The 19,489-nt window shown below is 66.9% G+C and carries 13 protein-coding genes; all 13 read left to right on the forward strand.

Annotated elements, in window-relative coordinates; genetic code table 11:
• Positions 1 to 61: 61 nt before the first annotated feature.
• The 13 genes from B2284_RS04945 (at position 62) to alaS (ending at position 19,480) form a co-directional block, all read left to right on the forward strand.
• Positions 62 to 1,435, forward strand: a complete 1,374-nt coding sequence (locus B2284_RS04945) for a replication-associated recombination protein A (RefSeq protein ID WP_074045228.1) — start codon at positions 62 to 64, stop codon at positions 1,433 to 1,435.
• A 234-nt stretch (positions 1,436 to 1,669) separates the two neighbouring features.
• Entirely contained in the window at positions 1,670 to 2,677 is a 1,008-nt protein-coding gene (locus B2284_RS04950) for an ABC transporter permease (protein WP_136788446.1), read from the forward strand.
• Positions 2,678 to 2,767: 90 nt separating this feature from the next.
• Positions 2,768 to 4,483 (forward strand): ABC transporter substrate-binding protein, encoded by a 1,716-nt coding sequence (locus tag B2284_RS04955; RefSeq protein ID WP_240742497.1) that lies wholly within the window; start codon positions 2,768 to 2,770, stop codon positions 4,481 to 4,483.
• Positions 4,484 to 4,611: 128 nt separating this feature from the next.
• Positions 4,612 to 5,631 (forward strand): ABC transporter permease, encoded by a 1,020-nt coding sequence (locus tag B2284_RS04960; protein WP_074045229.1) that lies wholly within the window; start codon positions 4,612 to 4,614, stop codon positions 5,629 to 5,631.
• Between the two features lie 11 nt (positions 5,632 to 5,642).
• The gene (locus tag B2284_RS04965) at positions 5,643 to 6,950 is read left to right on the forward strand and encodes an ABC transporter ATP-binding protein (RefSeq protein WP_136788436.1); all 1,308 of its coding nucleotides are present in this window, start codon (positions 5,643 to 5,645) and stop codon (positions 6,948 to 6,950) included.
• A gap of 2 nt (positions 6,951 to 6,952) precedes the next feature.
• Positions 6,953 to 8,026 carry an ABC transporter ATP-binding protein gene (locus B2284_RS04970; RefSeq protein ID WP_082740807.1) on the forward strand — a complete coding sequence of 358 codons (1,074 nt, stop codon included), beginning with the start codon at positions 6,953 to 6,955 and terminating at the stop codon, positions 8,024 to 8,026.
• A gap of 112 nt (positions 8,027 to 8,138) precedes the next feature.
• Positions 8,139 to 8,513 carry a DUF948 domain-containing protein gene (locus B2284_RS04975; RefSeq protein ID WP_006943870.1) on the forward strand — a complete coding sequence of 125 codons (375 nt, stop codon included), beginning with the start codon at positions 8,139 to 8,141 and terminating at the stop codon, positions 8,511 to 8,513.
• Positions 8,514 to 8,537: 24 nt separating this feature from the next.
• Positions 8,538 to 10,616, forward strand: coding sequence for a M3 family metallopeptidase (locus tag B2284_RS04980; protein WP_136788435.1), 2,079 nt, complete (start codon positions 8,538 to 8,540; stop codon positions 10,614 to 10,616).
• A 160-nt stretch (positions 10,617 to 10,776) separates the two neighbouring features.
• The gene (locus B2284_RS04985; protein WP_074039476.1) at positions 10,777 to 11,760 is read left to right on the forward strand and encodes an ABC transporter permease; all 984 of its coding nucleotides are present in this window, start codon (positions 10,777 to 10,779) and stop codon (positions 11,758 to 11,760) included.
• 3 nt (positions 11,761 to 11,763) lie between these two features.
• Complete coding sequence (locus B2284_RS04990) at positions 11,764 to 12,765, forward strand: ABC transporter permease (protein ID WP_082740809.1); 1,002 nt, start codon at positions 11,764 to 11,766, stop codon at positions 12,763 to 12,765.
• Entirely contained in the window at positions 12,762 to 14,888 is a 2,127-nt protein-coding gene (locus tag B2284_RS04995) for a dipeptide ABC transporter ATP-binding protein (RefSeq protein WP_170957200.1), read from the forward strand. Before B2284_RS04990 ends, B2284_RS04995 begins: the two co-directional genes overlap by 4 nt.
• Positions 14,888 to 16,564 (forward strand): ABC transporter family substrate-binding protein, encoded by a 1,677-nt coding sequence (locus tag B2284_RS05000; RefSeq protein ID WP_074045232.1) that lies wholly within the window; start codon positions 14,888 to 14,890, stop codon positions 16,562 to 16,564. The genes B2284_RS04995 and B2284_RS05000 overlap by 1 nt, the downstream gene beginning before the upstream one ends.
• A gap of 201 nt (positions 16,565 to 16,765) precedes the next feature.
• Entirely contained in the window at positions 16,766 to 19,480 is a 2,715-nt protein-coding gene (alaS, locus tag B2284_RS05005) for an alanine--tRNA ligase (RefSeq protein ID WP_074045233.1), read from the forward strand.
• Positions 19,481 to 19,489 lie beyond the last annotated feature (9 nt).

Here is a 19,489-nt window from a genome sequence, read left to right on the forward strand (position 1 = left end):
GGCGCGGTGGCGCGGCTCACTCTAGTCGTGCCTTGTCGGTGGTGGCTGGTTGACTGCAGCCATGAGTGATGACCTGTTCTCGAGCCGCCTCGACGGTGAACGAACCTCGGGCAGCGCTGGGGCGTCGGTGATGGCGCCGCTCGCGGTGCGCATGCGCCCGCGCACCCTCGAGGAGGTGCGTGGGCAGGGCGAGGTGCTCAAGCCCGGATCGCCGCTGCGGCGTCTCATCGAGGGCCAGGCGGGTGCGGCGGGGCCGATGAGCGCGATCCTGTGGGGGCCGCCCGGAACGGGCAAGACGACGCTCGCGCACCTCGCGGCGAACAGCGCGGAACGCCGGTTCGTCGAGTTGTCGGCGATCACGGCGGGCGTCAAGGACGTGCGTCAGGCGATGGAGGAGGCGGGCCGCCACCTCGCGATGTACGGCCGTTCGACGGTCCTGTTCCTCGACGAGATCCACCGCTTCAGCAAGGCCCAGCAGGACGCGCTGCTGCCCGGCGTCGAGAACCGCACCGTCATCCTCGTCGCCGCGACGACGGAGAACCCGTCGTTCAGCGTCATCGCCCCGCTGCTGTCGCGTTCGGTGCTCGTCACGCTCACCTCGCTCGACGACGCGCAGATCGCGGACGTCATCGGCGCGGCACTCGTCGACGAGCGCGGTCTCGACGAGCGATTCACCCTCGACGACGACGCGCGCGATCACCTCGTCCGCATGGCCGGCGGTGACGCCCGGAGGGCGCTCACGGCTCTCGAGGCCGGCGCCGGGGTGGCGACGGACGCGGGGGATAAGACCATCACGCTCGCCCACGTCGAGCAGGCGATGGCGGCAGCCGCGGTGCGCTACGACCGCGCCGGTGACCAGCACTACGACGTCGCTTCCGCCCTCATCAAGTCGATGCGCGGCTCCGACGTCGACGCCGCCCTGCACTATCTGGCACGCATGCTCGAGGCGGGCGAGGATCCGCGATTCATCGCGCGGCGCATCGTCATCGCCGCAAGCGAGGACGTGGGGATGGCGGATCCGACGGCGCTGCAGACGGCGGTGGCGGCGATGCACGCCGTCGCGCAGATCGGCATGCCGGAGGCGCGGATCATCCTCGCGCAGGCGGTCGTGCACAACGCGATCGCGCCGAAGTCGAATGCGGCGTACGCGGCGATCAACGCCGCCATCGCCGACGTCCGGGCGGGCCGCGGCGGCGCCGTGCCGCCGCATCTGCGCGGCTCGGGGTACGCCGGGGCAACGCAGTTGGGGCACGGGGCCGGATACACATACACGCACGATGAACCGGACGGCGTCGGCCCGCAGCAGTTCCTGCCCGACGACCTGCTGCCCGACGCGGACTACTACCACCCGACGTCGCGGGGGTGGGAGGAGCGGCTGGGGGAGCGATGGCGACGCCTGCGCGCCGTCATCCGCGGGGGTCAGAGTGCAACGTGATGCAGCTCACTGCTTGATGTTGCAGAATCGCGTGTTTCGTTAACGCGGTGTTACACCTGCGGCCATTCGCGGGTCAAAGGTAACGATCTGGTGACCCTCGTACTTTGAGGCTGGAATCACAATTTCGATGGGGCATGATCTGGGGTGCATGACGAGCTCGGCCAACCGCCGGGCCGCGTGTGACAGGCGGAGCGCGCACCGAGCGCCCCGAGACGGAAGGACGAAGCCTTGGCAATGGTCACCGGCGATCCCGCGCTCGAAGGGATGGGTCCCGATGGGGCCGAACCCCAGACGCCCGAGGAGCCCAAGGCGATCGAAGGTCGTTCGCTTCGTCAGATCGCCGTGTCTCGACTCAAGCGCGACAAGGCCACCCTTGCTGCGATGACCATCGCGGCGCTGTTCGTCCTCGTGGCGATCATCGCTCCCATCCTCGTCAAGCTGAAGATTCTCGACCCGCTGACCAACCATCAGGACCTCATCAACGCTGATTCGAGTCCCAAGGGTTCCTGGGGCGGCATGAGCGCGGAGCACTGGCTCGGCGTGGTCCCGGGCAGCGGTACCGACACGCTGTCGCGCCTGCTGTACGGCATCACGTTCTCCGTGGTTGTCGGCCTGTGCGCGACGCTCGTCGCCGTCATCATCGGGCTCGTCGTGGGACTGGCATCCGGATTCGCCGGAGGAAAGGTCGACTTCCTCGGCACCCGCCTCATCGACCTCGTGCTGTGTTTCCCGCAGACCCTCATGCTGCTCGCGTTGTCCGGAACCTTCATCGCACGCATCAAGAGCATGGGTGTCTCGGACGACAACGTGGCGGCTGGAATCTACGTCATCCTCGTGCTGGGTCTCTTCGGTTGGCCGACCTTCGCCCGCATCATCCGCGGCCAGGTCATGACCCTGCGCAACCGCGAGTTCGTAGAGGCGGCTCGCAGCCTCGGAGCCACCAACAAGCGGGTGTACTTCACCGAACTGCTACCGAACCTCTGGGCCCCGATCCTCGTCTACGCGACGCTGCTGTTCCCGGCCTTCGTTTCGGCCGAGGCAGCTCTGAGCTACCTCACCGTGGGTATCAAGGCGCCGACCCCGACGCTGGGCAACATCATCACCGACTCGGTGAACTACCTCAACCAGGACCCGCTGTACTTCTTCGCGCCGGTGTTCACGATCGCGGCCCTGGTGCTGAGCTTCAACCTCGTCGGAGACGGTCTGCGCGACGCGCTCGACCCCAGGGCCGACCGCCACTGAGCCAGCCGGCTCACCCCTCATTTTCCTGACCACGTCCGGTCAGGTCAGTTGGATCGCCTCGGCGGATCCTTCTTCATCAAGGAGATGACGATGAACAAGAAGTCGTATTCCATCCTCGCCGTGGCGATCGCCGGCTCGATGAGCCTCGCCGCGTGCGGTGGCGGCTCGAGCGACGACAAGGGCAGCTCGAGTGAAGGTGGCGGCAAGGGCGGCACGCTCTACTACCTGTCGAAGCGTCCTGCTGAGCACCTCGACCCGCAGCGCATGTACATCGGCCGCGACCTCGCCGACATGGGCCGCCTCACGTACCGCTCGCTCGTGCAGATGCCGGTCACCGAGGACGCCGCCAAGGCCGACAAGCCGGTGGCTGACCTCGCGACCGACACGGGCAAGATGAGCGACGGCGGCAAGAAGTGGAGCTTCACGCTCAAGGACGGCGTGAAGTGGCAGGACGGCAAGGACATCACGTGTGAGGACCTCAAGTACGGCCTGAGCCGCAGCTTCGCGACCGACGTCATCACGGGTGGCCCGAACTACGCGCTCGGCTTCCTCGACGTGCCGCAGAAGGATGGCCTGCCCGTCTACAACGGCCCCTACAAGAAGGCCGGCCAGGCCGACTTCGACAAGGCCGTCGCCTGCGATGGCAAGACGATCACGTACAAGTTCAACAAGGCGTGGCCGGACTTCAACCTCGCTGCGGCCTCGCTGCGCGCCTTCGACCCTTACCGCAAGGATCAGGACAAGGGAGACAAGAGCAACTACGCCGTCTTCTCGAACGGCCCCTACAAGCTGCAGGGCACGTGGCAGAAGGGCAAGGGCGGCACGTTCGTCCGCAATGAGAACTACGACGCCAAGACCGACGGCGTGCGCAAGGCTCTTCCGGACAAGATCGTCTTCCAGGAGGGCCTGACGAACGAGGTCATCAACCAGCGCCTCATCGCTGACTCGGGCAACGACAAGAACGCCGTCACGGACCGCGCGGTGCCGCCGTCGATGTACGGCCAGGTCACGGGCAAGATCGCGGACCGCTCGACGAACCCGCAGTCGCCGTACGTCGACTACCTCGTCCCGAACTTCAAGAAGATGACGAACCCGAAGGTGCGTCAGGCACTCCTGGCCGCGACGAGCCAGGACGCTTGGATCAAGGCCGGCGGTGGCGACAAGGCGTACACGAACGCATACTCGATCATCAACCCGGCTCTGACCACGGCCTACGCCAAGAACCCGGCCTTCAAGTACGGCACGGGCGGCAACATCGAAGAGGCCAAGAAGCTCCTCAAGGAAGCCGGCCAGCCGAACCCGTCGATCAAGTTCACCTACTCCGGTGGCACGCCGACGTCGCAGAAGCAGGCTGCTGCGCTCAAGGACACGTGGGAGAAGGCCGGCTTCAAGGTCACCCTGAACGAGCTGACCGACACGTACTACGACGTCATCCAGAACCCGAACGCCGACGGCGACATCTTCTGGGGTGGCTGGGGCGCCGACTGGCCGTCGGCCAGCACGGTCATCCCCGCACTGTTCGACAGCCGCATCAACCTGACGGCGAAGTCGAACGGTCAGGACTACGGCAACTACAAGTCGGACGAGGTCAACAAGATGATCGACGAGGCGGCCAAGGCCACCTCCGTCGACGCCGCAGGCGAGATCTACAAGAAGATCGACAAGAAGCTCGGCGAGGACGTCGCCTACATCCCGCTGGAGAGCCAGAAGTTCTACCTCCTGCGGGGATCCAACGTGACGAACTACATCGACAACCCGGCTACCTCGATGTACCCGGACCTCGGTTCGGTCGGCGTCAAGAAGTGACGGTCTGACTCCTATCACCACCTGGCCGGCGGGCGTCCACAGACGCCCGCCGGCCCGGCCGGTCGCCGGCCACTCAACGAACCCACCCGTTCCCCGTTGGAGAGGACTGCCCGAAAGGGCGGAAGCTCATGGTTGCTTACGTCATCCGCCGACTGTTCTCGGGTCTGATCATGCTGCTCATGGTCACGCTCGTGACGTTCGTGCTCTTCTTCGCTGCCGGCAAGGACCCAGCGAAGCAAACCTGCGGCAAGAACTGCTCGCCCCAGCTCATCGAGCAGAACCGCAAGGCACTCGGGTACGACAAGCCCGTCATCAACCAGTGGACGGACTTCGTCAAGGGAACCGTGACCGGCCGTGAGTTCCCCGCTGACGAGGAACTCAAGCGCAAGGCACCCGAGACGATCGCCAAGTGTGACGCCCCGTGCCTGGGCTACTCGCCCCTCGCGTCCATGAGCGTGACCGACGAGATCAAGCAAGCTTTCCCCATTTCCCTGTCCATCGCGGTCGTGTCGTTCGCGCTGACCCTCGTCATGGGTGTCGGTTTCGGCATCCTGGCGGCGCTGACGAGAGGTGGCATCGTCGACAAGATTCTCGTGGGATCGGCGCTGCTGTTCTACTCGCTGCCCACCTTCGCCATCGGTCTGTTGCTCTACCAGTTCGTCGCGTTGAAGTGGGGCATCGTGCCGGTGCCCGAATACCAGAGCATCGCCGATGGTGGTGTCGGCGGGTGGCTCCAAGGCCTGATCCTGCCGGCGCTCACGCTCGCGCTCTTCACCGCCGCGGGTTATGTCCGCATGACGCGCGCCTACGTCCTCGAGACGATGAGTGAGGACTACCTACGCACCGCGAAGGCCAAGGGCCTGTCCAAGGGCAAGACGCTGTGGAAGCACACGATGCGCGCGGCGATCACCCCGATCATGACGATGGCCGGCATCGATTTCGCCCTGCTCGTCGGCGGCGCGCCCATCACCGAGACGGTCTTCAACTACGACGGACTCGGCAAGCTCGCGGTGACCTCGGCCTCGGCGTCGCCCGACCTGCCGACCACCGTCGGTATCGTCGTCGTCCTGTCGGCGCTCGTCATCGTGGCCAACATCATCGTCGACTGCCTCTACGCCGTGGTCGACCCACGCGTGAAGCTGGCCTGAGGAGAGAGACCATGTTCGACAAGCTCAAGAAGAAGGTCGACGACTCCGTCGTCGGCGAGAAGGCCGAAGCTCTCGTTGACAAGGCCAGCGACGTCGTCGCCACCGCGGCCGCAAAGGTCCCCGGGCACGGCGCGGGCCATGGCGTGGGCCGCGAGACGTTCACGGACTCGGGCGCCAAGCCCGGCAAGAAGCAGGTCGACAAGAGTGGCACACCGCTGCTGTCGGTGCGCGACCTCAAGGTGCACTGGCCGACCGATGACGGCATCGTCAAGTCGGTCGACGGCGTGAGCTTCGACCTGTACGAGGGTCAGACGCTCGGCATCGTCGGTGAGTCGGGTTCCGGCAAGTCGGTGACGTCGACGACGATCATGGGCCTCAACCGTGGGACGAACGCTCAGATCTCCGGTGCGATCGACTTCGACGGTGACGACCTGCTCACCATCAAGGAAGACCGCATGCGCGAGTTGCGCGGGCGCAAGATGGCAATGATCTTCCAGGACCCGCTGTCGGCGCTTCACCCGTACTACACGGTGGGCGCGCAGATCATCGAGGCCTACAAGGTGCACCACCCCAAGGCGTCGAAGAAGGAGGCGCGTGAGCACACGATCGACATGCTCGCCCGCGTCGGCATCCCGTCGCCGCAGAAGCGAGTCGATCAGTACCCCCACGAGTTCTCGGGCGGTATGCGTCAGCGGGCGATGACGGCGATGGCGCTCGTCAATGACCCGAAGCTGCTGATCGCCGACGAGCCGACCACGGCACTCGACGTGACGGTGCAGGCGCAGATCCTCGACCTCATGCTCGACCTGCAGCAGGAGTTCAAGTCCGCGATCATCATCATCACCCACGACCTCGGCGTGGTCGCCGACGTCGCGGACGACCTGCTCGTCATGTACGCCGGGCGTCCGGTCGAGAAGGGTGACGTCTACGACACGTTCGCGACGCCGCAACACCCGTACACCGTGGGTCTGCTCAACTCGATGCCCCGTCTCGACGAGGCACGTCGCGAGCAGCTCGACCCCATCCCCGGTAACCCGCCGTCGCTCATCAACCTGCCGAGGGGTTGCTCGTTCGCGCCGCGTTGCGCGTTCAAGTACCTCGTGCCGGGCGATCGCTGCGACACCGAGATGCCCGATCTGCGCCACTTCGGCGACCAGGAAGCCCGCTGCTTCCTGACCGCAGAGCAGAAGGCCGAGCACATGAAGCCCGCGCAGACCCGCACGATCGACGGCGACGACGCGGCTTCCACGACCGGCGCGGCCCACGCCGCGACTGCCGGTGCTGCGGACGCCCACGGCGCGACCAAGGTTGGAGACTGAGCATGACCAACGCAGACACGCACGCGACGAGCGTGACGCCGGGACCCGACGACGCTCTCGCGAGCGCGACCCAGGTCGCCGTCGGAGAAGAGGTGCTGCGCGTCACCGGGCTGCAGAAGCACTTCCCGCAGAAGAAGGCGGGCCTCATCCGGCGCCCCGACAACCCCGTCAAGGCCGTCGACGGCATCGACCTCGTCGTCCACCGCGGTGAGACGGTCGGCCTCGTCGGCGAGTCGGGCTGTGGCAAGTCGACCGCCGGTCGCACGATGCTCAAGCTCCTCGAGCCCACGGGAGGCCGGATCGAGTTCGCCGGTGAGGACATCACCGACTTCAAGGGCGGCGACCTGCGGCGCATTCGTCGTGAACTGCAGATGGTGTTCCAGGACCCGCACGGCTCGCTCAACCCGCGTCACACCGTCGGCAAGATCATCTCGGCGCCGTTCGAGATCCAGGGCGTCAAGCCCGAGGGCGGCGTGAAGAACGCGGTGCAGGAGCTCATGTCGCGGGTGGGGCTCAACCCCGAGCACTACAACCGCTACCCGCACGAGTTCTCCGGTGGTCAGCGTCAGCGCATCGGTGTCGCGCGTGCGATCGCCCTCAAGCCGCAGGTCATCGTCTGCGACGAGCCGGTCTCGGCGCTCGACGTGTCGATCCAGGCGCAGGTCGTCAACCTGCTCGAGGAGATCCAGGACAGCGACAAGATGGCGTACGTGTTCGTCGCGCACGACCTGTCCGTCGTGCGTCACATCTCCGACCGTGTCGTCGTCATGTACCTCGGCAAGGTCATGGAGGACGCCGACCGCGACACGCTGTACGAGCGCCCGCAGCACCCGTACACGCACGCGCTGCTGTCGGCCGTGCCGATCCCGGACCCGACGCTCAAGGGCAAGCGCGAGCGCATCCTGCTCAAGGGCGACCTGCCGAGCCCGCAGAACCCGCCGTCGGGTTGCGTGTTCCGCACGCGCTGCCCGAAGGCACAGGATCTGTGCGCTCAGGTCGTGCCCGAGCCCGTCGAGGTCGCGCCCGGCCACCGCGTCGCGTGCCACTTCCCGGAGGTGCGCGCCGACGTCGTGTGACGTCACCCGCTCGAAGCCGTCTGGCCCGCTCCACATCGGGGCGGGCCTGACGGCCATGTGCACCCCGTAATCTGGTGGCAGCGCGACATGCGCGCTCGAAGAAGGAGATGACGTGGACCTGACGCTCGGACAGATCGCCGGGTTCATCGCGGCCGTCGCGTTCGCCGTGCTCGTGTGGCGCCTCGGCAGTGTCATCGGCAAGGCTGGCGCCGTGCTCGACGAGGCGAGCGCCGCGGTGCGCAAGGTGAGCGACGAGACGTTGCCGCTCATCACGGAGATGACCTCGACCGTCGCAGCCGCGAACACCCAGGTCGAGCGCCTCGACGCAATCACAGCCAACCTCGCGACGATGACGAATAATCTCAACGCCCTGACGTCGCTGACCGTGGCGACGGTCGGGCGTCCCATGCTGAAGGTCGCCTCCGTCGGTTACACCATCAAGACGGCAATGAGCGGAAAGACCCCGGGGACGCCGCGCCGATTCTGAGTGCTGCGCGGCTAGGGTCACCCCATGAACCAGATCACGACCGGCCCCGTCACGGACGACGCTTCCACCAATCCGTTGCTGACGCGCAGCGACCTGCCGTTCGAGTTGCCGCCGTTCGAACGCATCCGCGCCGATCACTTCGTCCCGGCCTTCGAGCATCTCGAGCAGCAGGTGCGGCGCACCCTCGCGGACATCACGCAGCCGCAGACACCGGCGACGTTCGTCGACGTCGTCGAGCCGTTGGAACGCGATCACGCGGCCACCGAACGCGTGTTGGCGCCGCTTTACACCCTGACCGGTTCTGACACGACACCGCCGTTGCAGGCCCTCGAGGACGAGCTCGCGCCGCGCGTCGCCGCCCTGGCGGACCTGGTCGACGTCGATGCTGCCCTGCTCGAGAAGCTGCGCGAGGTTCGAGCCGGCGACGCCACGATGAGCCCCGAGCAGAGCCACGTCGTCGAGCGCCGGATCAAGGCGATGACGCTTGCCGGCGCGGCGCTCACCCCGGAGGCTGCCGAGCAGGTCAAGGCGATCAACGGCGAGCTCGCGACACTCGGCGCCGAGTTCGACCGCCGCCTGCTGGCCGACACCGCGGCCCTGGCCGTCGTCGTCGAGGAGCGTTCGAGCCTCGCAGGCCTGGACGACGCCGAGATCGACGCCCTGGCACGGCCCGAGCAGGACGGCGGCGGCTACGTCATCCCTCTCACGTATCCGACGGGACATCCCTACCTCGCGCGTCTGCGTGATCGTGACCTGCGTCGACGCATCATGACGGCGTCGACGGCGCGGTGCAGTCGCGGCGACGAGAACGACACGCGGGAGCTGGTTCGGGACATCGCCCGCCTGCGTGCCCGTCGAGCCGCGCTGCTTGGCTTCGACAGCCACGCCGCGTGGGCGACGGCGGACAGCACGGCCAGGACGCCTGAGGCGGTGCTCGACATGCTCGCTCCCATCGCGCGTGCCGCCGGCGAGAACGCCCGCGCCGAGATCGAGGTGCTAGCCGCCACGGCGCGCGAGGACGGGGTGGACACGATCGAGTCGTGGGATCACGCGTACTACGCCGAGCAGGTCAGAGCGCGAGATCACGACGTCGACCTGGAGGCCCTGCGTCCCTACTTCGAGCTCGAACGTGTTCTCGAGCGGGGCGTGTTCGCCGCGGCCGAGCAGCTGTACGGCCTCACGTTCACCCCGCGAGCCGATCTGCGGGGCTGGAACGCCGACACGCGCGTGTTCGAGGTGCACGACGAGGACGAGGGCGCCGTCGGCCTGTACCTGCTCGATCCGTACGCCCGCCCGAGCAAGCGCGGCGGCGCGTGGATGCATCCGCTCGTCGAGCAGAACGACCTCCTCGGCCAGGCCCCGGTCGTCTGCAACAACCTCAACGTGACACGGCCGTCGCAGGGGGAGCCCACCCTCATGACGTTCGACGAGGTGGAGACGTTCTTCCACGAGTTCGGCCATGCCCTGCACGGGCTGCTGTCGCAGGTGCGTCACCCGTCGGTCTCGGGGCCCAACGTCGAACGGGACTTCGTCGAGTTCCCCAGCCAGGTCAACGAGATGTGGATGCTGTGGCCGAGCGTCGTCGAGCGCTACGCGCAGCACGTCGAGACGGCGGAGACGCTGCCGGAGGCGGTGCGTGATCGCCTCGAGGCCTCGGCGACCTGTAACCAGGGCTTCGCCACCAGTGAGCTGGTGGGCGCCGCATTGCTCGACTTCTCCTGGCACCTGCTCACCGAGCAGGACGAGGTGCCGTCCGTCGAGCAGATGGCCGAGACGGTACGGCGCCGGTACGGACTGGACATCGACGCCGTGCCCTCCCGCTATGCCGCGCCGTACTTTCAGCACGTCTTCTCCGGTGGGTACTCGGCGGGGTACTACGGCTACCTGTGGTCGGAGGTGCTCGATGCGGACGCATGCGAGTGGTTCGTCGAGAACGGGGGAGCGACGCGCGAGAACGGACGGCGGTTCGCCGAACGGATCCTCGGCGTGGGCGGTGGCGCAGACCCCATGGGGGCGTACGAGAGCTTCCGCGGCCGGGCGCCGTCGCCGGGGCCGATGTTCCGCCGTCGCGGCCTCGAGGCCAGGAGTTCCGGGTCGCGCTGATGTCGGCCAGATGTCGTCCTTGTTTCGTGAGTAACGATGTCGTCACGGGCCGTCCCCCAGCCGTTCATCTTCGGCGCCCACCACATATTCTTCAATCGCCGCTGAAGGAAAGACCTTCCGACCAGCGTCCATCACCGTCTCGTGAAGGAGACACGCCCGCGTGCTTCGCTACATCCTCCGAAAAGCGCTGGGGTGGGTGGTCATGATCTTCGTGGCCACCAACCTGACGTTCTTCCTGGCTTCCTTCTTCCTGAAGCCCGAGTCGAACTATCTGGCGCGGCGACCCCCGCTCAGCCACGACCAGATCGTTCGCTCCCTGGACCAGTACAACCTGAACCCCGACGAATCGGTCTTCACGAAGTGGTGGACGTGGTTCCAGGGCGTGTTCTTCCACTGGGACTGGGGTCAGTCGCCGACGGGTGTCGACGTCAACTCCGAGGTCGCCTACCGGGCCGCCATCAGCGCCCAGCTCGTGCTCGGTGCGACGATTCTCAGTGCGGTCCTCGGCATCGCGCTGGCCGTCTACAGCGCAGCTCGCCAGTACCGCTTCGGCGACCGCGTGGCCCAGGCGACGTCGATCATCACGCTCAACATCCCCCTGCCGGTGGCGGCGCTGTGCGTCGTGTTCCTCGGCATCTGGGCCAACCAGAAGCTCGGTCACACCGTCTTCTACGTCGCCGGTGCGCAAGATCCGAACGTCAGCGGGTTCTGGGCGACGCTCGTCAGCCGCCTGGCACACCTCGTGCTGCCGTCGATCACCCTCATCCTCGTGGGTTACGCCAGCTACCACATGACTCAGCGCACGCTCCTGCTCGACACCGTGGACGCGGACTTCGTGCGCACCGCCCGGGCCAAGGGGCTCACGCGCCAGGAGGCCATCCGCCGCCACGGACTGCGCACGTCGCTCATCCCGACGGCCGCTCAGCTCGCGTTCTCCATCCCGGCGATGTTCACCGGCGCGATCATGACAGAGACGATCTTCGCCTGGAAGGGCATGGGGCAGTACTTCACCCAGACCATCGGGCAGAACGACATCCACGGCACCGTCGCCATCGCGGCCTTCGGCGCCCTCATGACGGCCATCGGCGCGATCCTCGCGGACCTCGCGACCGTCGCCCTCGACCCCCGAGTGCGGGTGAGCTGAGCCATGACGAACGACTTCAACCCCATCGAGCCCGAAAGCGTCGAACAGGCCGCCATCTCGCCGGAGACGGTCCGCGAGACGCGCCTACCGGACGGTTCACCCACGCCTGAGCTGACCGAGGGCGGCCCCAAGCGCGACGGCGCCGCCGCTCCGCTCACCCGCCGAAAGCTCTACATGCGCCGTTTCATGCGCAACAAGGGCGGCGTCCTGGGGCTCGTCATCCTCCTGGGTCTCATCGTGTTCTCGATCGTCGGCGGGTTCTTCACGCAGTGGAACTACACCGACCCCGACTTCCTCACGCTGCAGCAGGGTCCGGGCGGGAGCCACTTCTTCGGCACCAACCAGGCCGGCAACGACACCTACGCCCAGGCCGTCCACGGTCTGCAGCGATCCATCATCATCGGTGTGAGCGTGTCGGCGCTGACGACGATCATCTCGGCGATCGTCGGAGCCTGGGCCGCCTACGTGGGTGGACGTCTGGAGAAATTGACGCTCGGTCTCATCCACTTCCTCCTCGTGGTGCCGAGCTTCCTCATCCTGGCGCTCATCTCCACCTATTTCCAGGGCGACTGGCGCGTCCTCATCTTCGTGCTGACCCTCTTCGGCTGGGTGTTCTCGGCCCGCATCGTGTGGACGATCTCGACATCCGTGCGCGAACGCGAATACGTCGCGGCCGCCGAGTTCATGGGAGTGCCGACGACAAAGGTGGTGCTTCGCCACGTCATCCCGAACATCGGGTCGCTGCTCATCGTGAACTTCACCCTCGGCGTCGTTTCCACCATCATGAGCGAGACCGGCCTGTCCTTCCTCGGGTTCGGCATCAAGCAGCCCGACGTGTCGCTCGGTTCGATGCTCGCCGACGGTGCGAATTCCGTCTACTCCGCGCCGTGGCTGTTCGCCTTCCCCTCTCTGCTCCTCGTCATGCTCACCGTCTCGATGGCACTCATCGGTGACGGCCTGCGTGACGCGCTCGACCCGAACTCCAAGGCTGGTGGCAACGCATGAGCACCCCGATCTCCGTCTCCGGTGGCGGCATGCTGGACAAGGCGGGCAGCAGCCCGCTGATCTCGGTCAAGGATCTCGCGGTGTCCTTCCCCTCCGAAGCGGGGCGTGTCGACGCGGTGCGCGGCGTCAGCTTCGACATCGCACGCGGTGAGACGCTCGGCATCGTCGGCGAGTCCGGCTCCGGCAAGTCCGTCACGTCCACGGCCATCATGGGTCTGCTGCCGAGCTACGCGAAGGTGGACGGCAGCATCACCCTCGACGGTGAAGAGCTGCTGGGACGCACCGACAAGGAGATGTCGAAGGTGCGCGGCAAGCGCATCGGCATGGTGTTTCAGGATCCGCTGTCAGCGCTGACGCCGATCTTCACCGTCGGTGACCAGATCGTCGAAGCGATCCTCATCCATCAGGACATCACCAAGGCGAAGGCGTGGGAGCAGGCCGTCGCGCTGCTCGACCTCGTAGGCATCCCCAACCCGAAGACCCGTGCGAAGTCGTTCCCGCACGAGTTCTCCGGCGGTATGCGTCAGCGTGTCGTCATCGCCCTGGCCATCGCGAACAACCCGGACCTCATCATCGCGGACGAGCCGACCACCGCACTCGATGTGACGGTGCAGGCCCAGGTGCTCGAGGTGCTCAAGAAGGCCCAGCGTGAGACGGGCGCCGCCGTGCTCATGATCACGCACGACCTGGGCGTCGTCGCCGGTCAGGCCGACCGTGTCGGCGTCATGTACGCCGGCCGCCTCATCGAGACGGGGACGGCGGACGACGTCTTCGCCGCACCGCGGATGCCGTACACGATCGGCCTGCTCGGGGCCGTGCCCCGCGTCGACGCGACGGGGCGTGAGGCGCTAGCACCGATCAAGGGCACGCCGCCGTTGCTCGTCGACCTCCCGGACGCGTGCCCGCTCATCCCGCGCTGCCCGATCGCGACCGCGGAGTGCGGCAACGGCGAACCGGCCCTGCGTCCCGTCGGCTCCGCGACGCATCGTGCGGCCTGCATCCGCGCCGACGAGATCTCCGGGCGGGGCTTCATCGGCTCCGAACCCATCTTCCCCCGACCCGTCATCGAGGATCCCGCCGCCGGCATCCCCCGCGAGGAGCGCGCGAGCGTCCTGCGCCTGGACGACGTGACGAAGACGTTTCCGCTCATGAAGGGCGCCGTGCTCAAGCGTCGCGTCGGCTCGGTCTACGCCGTCGCCGGCATCGACCTCGACCTGCGCGAGGGGGAGACCCTCGGTCTCGTCGGGGAGTCCGGCTCGGGCAAGACGACCACCCTCATGGAGATCATGCGGATGGGTCAGCCCGAGACGGGCGACATCGAGATCGCCGGGCAGAGCATCAAGAACGCCTCGAGGTCGCAGCGCAAGGATCTGCGTCGCGACATCCAGATGGTCTTCCAGGACCCGATGGGTGCCCTCGACCCGCGCATGACTGTGCACGGCATCATCAGCGAACCGCTCGTCGCGCTCGGTGGGTCGAGCAAGCACGAGATCGACGAGCGGGTCGAGGAGCTCATGGCGCTCGTCGGGCTCAACCCGCAGCACTCCGACCGTTTCCCAGCAGCCTTCTCCGGCGGACAGCGTCAGCGCATCGGCATCGCCCGTGCGCTCGCCACGAACCCGAAGACGGTCGTGCTCGACGAGCCGGTCTCCGCGCTCGACGTGTCGATCCAGGCCGGCGTCATCAACCTGCTCGCCGAGCTGAAGGCCCGTCTCGGCCTCAGCTACCTCATCGTCGCCCATGACCTCGCCGTCGTGCGTCACATCTCGGATCGGGTCGCGGTCATGTACCTCGGCAAGATCGTCGAGGTCGGTGCCGTCGACGACGTGTTCGAGCGCCCGATGCACCCCTACACCAAGGCGCTCCTGTCCGCCATCCCCGTGCCGAACCCGGTGGTCGAACGTAGCCGTGAGCGGATCCTGCTCACGGGCGACCTGCCCAGCCCGACCTCCTCAGAGCCCGGGTGCCGCTTCGTCTCGCGGTGCCCGTTGTATAAGACCCTCGACGACGCGAAGCAGCAGCTGTGCCGGGACACGACGCCCGAGCTCATGTCTGTGACCGGCGCCGATCATGCCCACGCCTGTCACTTCGCAGGCGGGGCCGACACAAAGGAAGTTCACTGATGAAGTCGATGAAGACGGCGTCCGGCGCCTTCGTTCTCGCCAGCGCTCTGCTGCTCACCGGGTGTTCCGGGGGCTCGTCGGACGACAAGGGCGACGACAGCAAGAAGACGACGAACACCTCGTTGCAGAAGAGCTACAACGAGCAGCCGGCGTCGGCCCTCAAGGATGGTGGCACGTACACCACCGCCACGACCGAGGTCTCTCCGCAGTTCAACCCGTTCCAGCAGGACGGCACCCGCTACACCTCGGACGTGTGGCGCTGGTACAACCCCGTCCTCAAGACGTACTCGGCTGACGGCAGCAAGGTCATCTGGAACAAGGCCTACATCGAGCGCGCCAAGAGCGAGGTCAAGGGTGACAAGCTCGTCGTCACCTACACGATGAACCCGAAGGCGAAGTACAACGACGGTTCGCCGATCGACTGGAAGTCCTTCGAGAACACGTGGAAGGCCAACAGCGGCAAGGACAAGGCGTTCCTGCCCAGTTCGACGGATGGCTTCTCGGCCATCGAGTCCGTGGCGAAGGGCAAGGACGACCACGAGGCCGTCATCACGTTCAACCAGCCGGGCGTGTGGTGGGAAGGTCTGTTCGACTTCCTGCTCAACCCGAAGGTGAGCTCCGCGGACCAGTTCAACAAGTTCTACCTGAACAACCCGCACGCCGAGCTCGGCGCGGGCCCGTACAAGATCGAGAAGTACGACTCGAAGGCCGGCACCATCTCGTTCGTCCGCAACGAGAAGTGGTGGGGCGACAAGGGCAAACTCGACAAGCGCACGTTCATCACGATGGAGGCCTCGGCGTCCATCAACGCGTTCAAGAACGGGCAGATCGACGCGACGAGCGCGAGGACCAAGGACCGTCTGCAGCAGGTGAAGGATGTTCCCAACACCGAGCTGCGCCGCGGTTCCTACCCCTCGAACAGCCTGCTCACCCTCAACGGCAAGAGCCCGCTGCTCGCGGACAAGGCCGTTCGCAAGGCCATCATGGAAGGCGTCGACCGCAGCAAGCTCGCCGAGATCGAGTTCAACGGTCTCGACTACAAGGAGGAGCTGCCCGGCTCGTTCCTGCTCTTCAGCTTCCAGAAGGGCTACGAGAACAACGTCTCGACGAAGTTCGACGCCGAGCAGGCGAAGAAGGACCTCGACGCGGCGGGCTGGAAGGCCGGTTCGGACGGCGTCCGTTCCAAGGACGGCAAGAAGCTGACCCTCAGCTATGTCAACCTCGGTGATGACCCGGTCAGCAAGGCCCAGGCCACGGCGATGCAGGCGATGCTCAAGGGCATCGGCGTCGACATGAAGATCGACCAGCGCGCCTCCTCGGAGTTCTCGAACGTCATCACGAAGAAGGACTTCGACCTCTTCCCGATGGGCTTCAGCTCCTCCGACCCCTACGGTGTGGCGTACGCCTGCCAGGTGTGGTGCTCGGACTCTGGCCTGAACCAGTCCGGTGTCGCGGACAAGTCGCTCGACCCGAAGTTCAAGGACCTGACGAAGATCAGCGACAAGGACAAGCAGATCGCCGAGGCCAACAAGCTGGAGAAGCAGGCCATGGACCAGTACGGCATCCTGCCGCTGACGAACGGCCCGGTCATCATGGCGACGAAGAAGGGGCTCGCGAACGTCGGTGCGTCCGTGTTCTACTTCCCGTTCCCGGAGACCATCGGTTGGCAGAAGTGACGTCAGCGCCGATGCGCGCCTGACATGACGGGCGAGGCCCGGTTCCCGCACAGGGGGCCGGGCCTCGTCCGTTCGTTCGCGCGCCGCGGTGCCCCGCACCGCCCGGCCGGTCACGAGGCCGCCACGATGGGGAAATGGCGCGCACTCGTGGGATGATGAGCGACGCACACCCGTACGACTTCTCACGAATGAGGGCGATTGATGGAAACCGCCGAGATCAGGCGCCGCTGGCTGCAGTTCTTCGAAGGCAAGGGCCACACGGTCGTCCCGAGCGCACCACTCATCTACGACGACCCGAACCTGCTCTTCGTCAACGCCGGCATGGTGCCGTTCAAGCCGTACTTCCTCGGTCAGGCCACGCCGACGTTCACGCGCGCGACCAGCGTGCAGAAGTGCGTGCGCACGGGTGACATCGAAGAGGTCGGCAAGACGAGCCGTCACGGCACGTTCTTCCAGATGAACGGCAACTTCAGCTTCGGTGACTACTTCAAGGAAGACGCGATCAAGTTCGCGTGGGAGCTGCTCACGACGCATCAGAGCCAGGGCGGGTACGGTCTCGACGCCGACCGTCTGTGGCCGACGGTGTTCGAGAGCGACGACGAGGCCTACGCGATCTGGAAGGACGTCATCGGCGTCGACGCCGCGCGCATCACGCGCCGCGACGCGAACGACAACTACTGGAGCATGGGCGTGCCCGGCCCCGGTGGGCCGTGCTCGGAGATCTTCTTCGACCGCGGCGCCGAGTACGGCGTCGAGGGTGGCCCGGCGGTCGACGAGGACCGCTACATGGAGATCTGGAACCTGGTCTTCATGCAGTACGAGCTGTCCGCCGTGCGCAGCAAGGCTGACTTCGACGTCGCCGGCGAACTGCCGCGCCGCAACATCGACACCGGCATGGGCCTGGAGCGCATGGCGTCGGTGCTGCAGGGCGTCGACAACCTCTACGAGATCGACGAGGTCTACCCCGTCCTCGACATGGCCGCCGAGATGACGGGCAAGCGCTACGGCGCGAACTCGGGCCAGTCGGCCGCGAGCAGCCACCCTGACGACGTTCACCTGCGCGTCGTCGCCGACCACGTGCGCAGCTCGCTCATGCTCATCGGTGACGGCGTGACGCCGGGCAACGAGGGGCGCGGGTACGTCCTGCGCCGCATGCTGCGCCGCGCGGTGCGCGCGATGCGCCTGCTCGGCTACGCCGACCCGGCGCTGCCGCACCTGGTCCCGATCTCGATGGAGCGGATGTCGCAGTCGTACCCCGAGCTCAAGACCGACTTCGCGCGCATCTCGCAGATCGCGTACGCCGAGGAGGAGGCATTCCGCCGCACCCTCGTCGCTGGTACGACGATCCTCGACACCGCGGTCGCGAAGGCGAAGCAGACGACGGACCAGCAGGCGGGCGGCGACAAGCCCGTCCTCACCGGCGACCAGGCGTTCAGCCTCCACGACACGTACGGCTTCCCGATCGACCTCACCCTCGAGATGGCGGCCGAGCAGGGAGTCAGCGTCGACGAGGCCGGTTTCTGTCGCCTCATGGACGAGCAGCGTCAGCGCGCCAAGGCCGACGCCAAGGCGAAGAAGGCCGGCCACGGTGACGTCGCCGTCTGGACGCAGCTGCGCGAGGCCGGGGCCACCGAGTTCCTCGCCTACGAGACGCTGCAGGCCGAGGCGAGCGTGCGCGGCCTCGTCGCGAACGGCTCGGCCGTCGAACAGCTCGAGCCGGGTCAGAGCGGCCAGGTCGTGCTCGACCGCACGTCGTTCTACGCCGAATCCGGTGGTCAGATCGCTGACGAAGGCATCATCGTCACGCCCGCCGGTCGCCTCAAGGTCGTCGATGTGCAGCGCCCGGTCAAGGGCCTCATCGCGCACACGGTCGAGGTGCTCGACGGGCCCGTCCGCGTCGGCGAGGGCGTGCACACGCAGGTCGACCCCGAATGGCGCATCTCCGCCTGCCAGGCGCACTCGGGCACGCACGTCGTCCACGCCGCGCTGCGCGAGGTGCTCGGCCCGTCGGCGCTGCAGAGCGGCTCGTACAACAAGCCCGGTTACCTGCGTCTCGACTTCGCGTGGAACTCGGCCCTGTCGCCCGAGACGCGCAGCGAGATCGAGGAGGTCTCCAACCTCGCCCTGCGTCGTGACCTACCCGTCGCCGCGCAGTACATGACGCTGCCCGAGGCAAAGGAGTGGGGCGCGATCGCCCTGTTCGGCGAGACCTACGACGAGCAGGTGCGGGTCATCGAGATCGGCGGCCCCTGGTCGCGAGAGCTCTGTGGTGGCACGCACGTCGCGCACAGCTCGCAGATCGGTGCGCTCACGCTCACCGGCGAGTCGTCCGTCGGTTCGGGCGTGCGCCGTCTCGAGGCGTTCGTCGGGATCGACGCGATGCGCTACCTCGCGAAGGAGCGCGCCCTCGTCGCTGACCTCACGTCGATGACGAAGGCGCAGCCGGGTGAGCTCAAGGACAAGATCTCCGAGATGCTGACGCGCATCAAGGACGCCGAGCGCGAGCTCTCGCGCGTCAAGCAGCAGCAGATGGCCGCTGCGGCCGGCTCCCTCGTCGAGCAGGCGAAGGACGTCTTCGGGGTGCGCTTCATCGGTCATCACGACGACGCGATCGACGCCGACGCGGCCCGGGCGATGGCGACGGACCTGCGCGCCAAGCTCGGCGACGCGACGCCGAGCGTCGTCGCAGTCGGCGGCGTGAGCAAGGGCCGCCCCGTCATCGTCATCGCGACGAACGCGCCGGCACGCGAGTGGCGTGTCAAGGCCGGTGACCTCGTCAAGGTCGCGGCCGGCGTGCTCGGTGGTGGTGGCGGCGGCAAGCCGGACCTCGCACAGGGTGGTGGCCAGGACGCCTCGAAGCTCGGCGCCGCGATCGCCGAGGTCGAGCACACCGTCGGCCGCACGGTCACGAACTGAAGGTGCGGC

It is taken from the genome of Dermacoccus sp. UBA1591 (assembly GCF_002322065.1).
GTDB classification, from domain to species: domain Bacteria; phylum Actinomycetota; class Actinomycetes; order Actinomycetales; family Dermatophilaceae; genus Dermacoccus; species Dermacoccus nishinomiyaensis.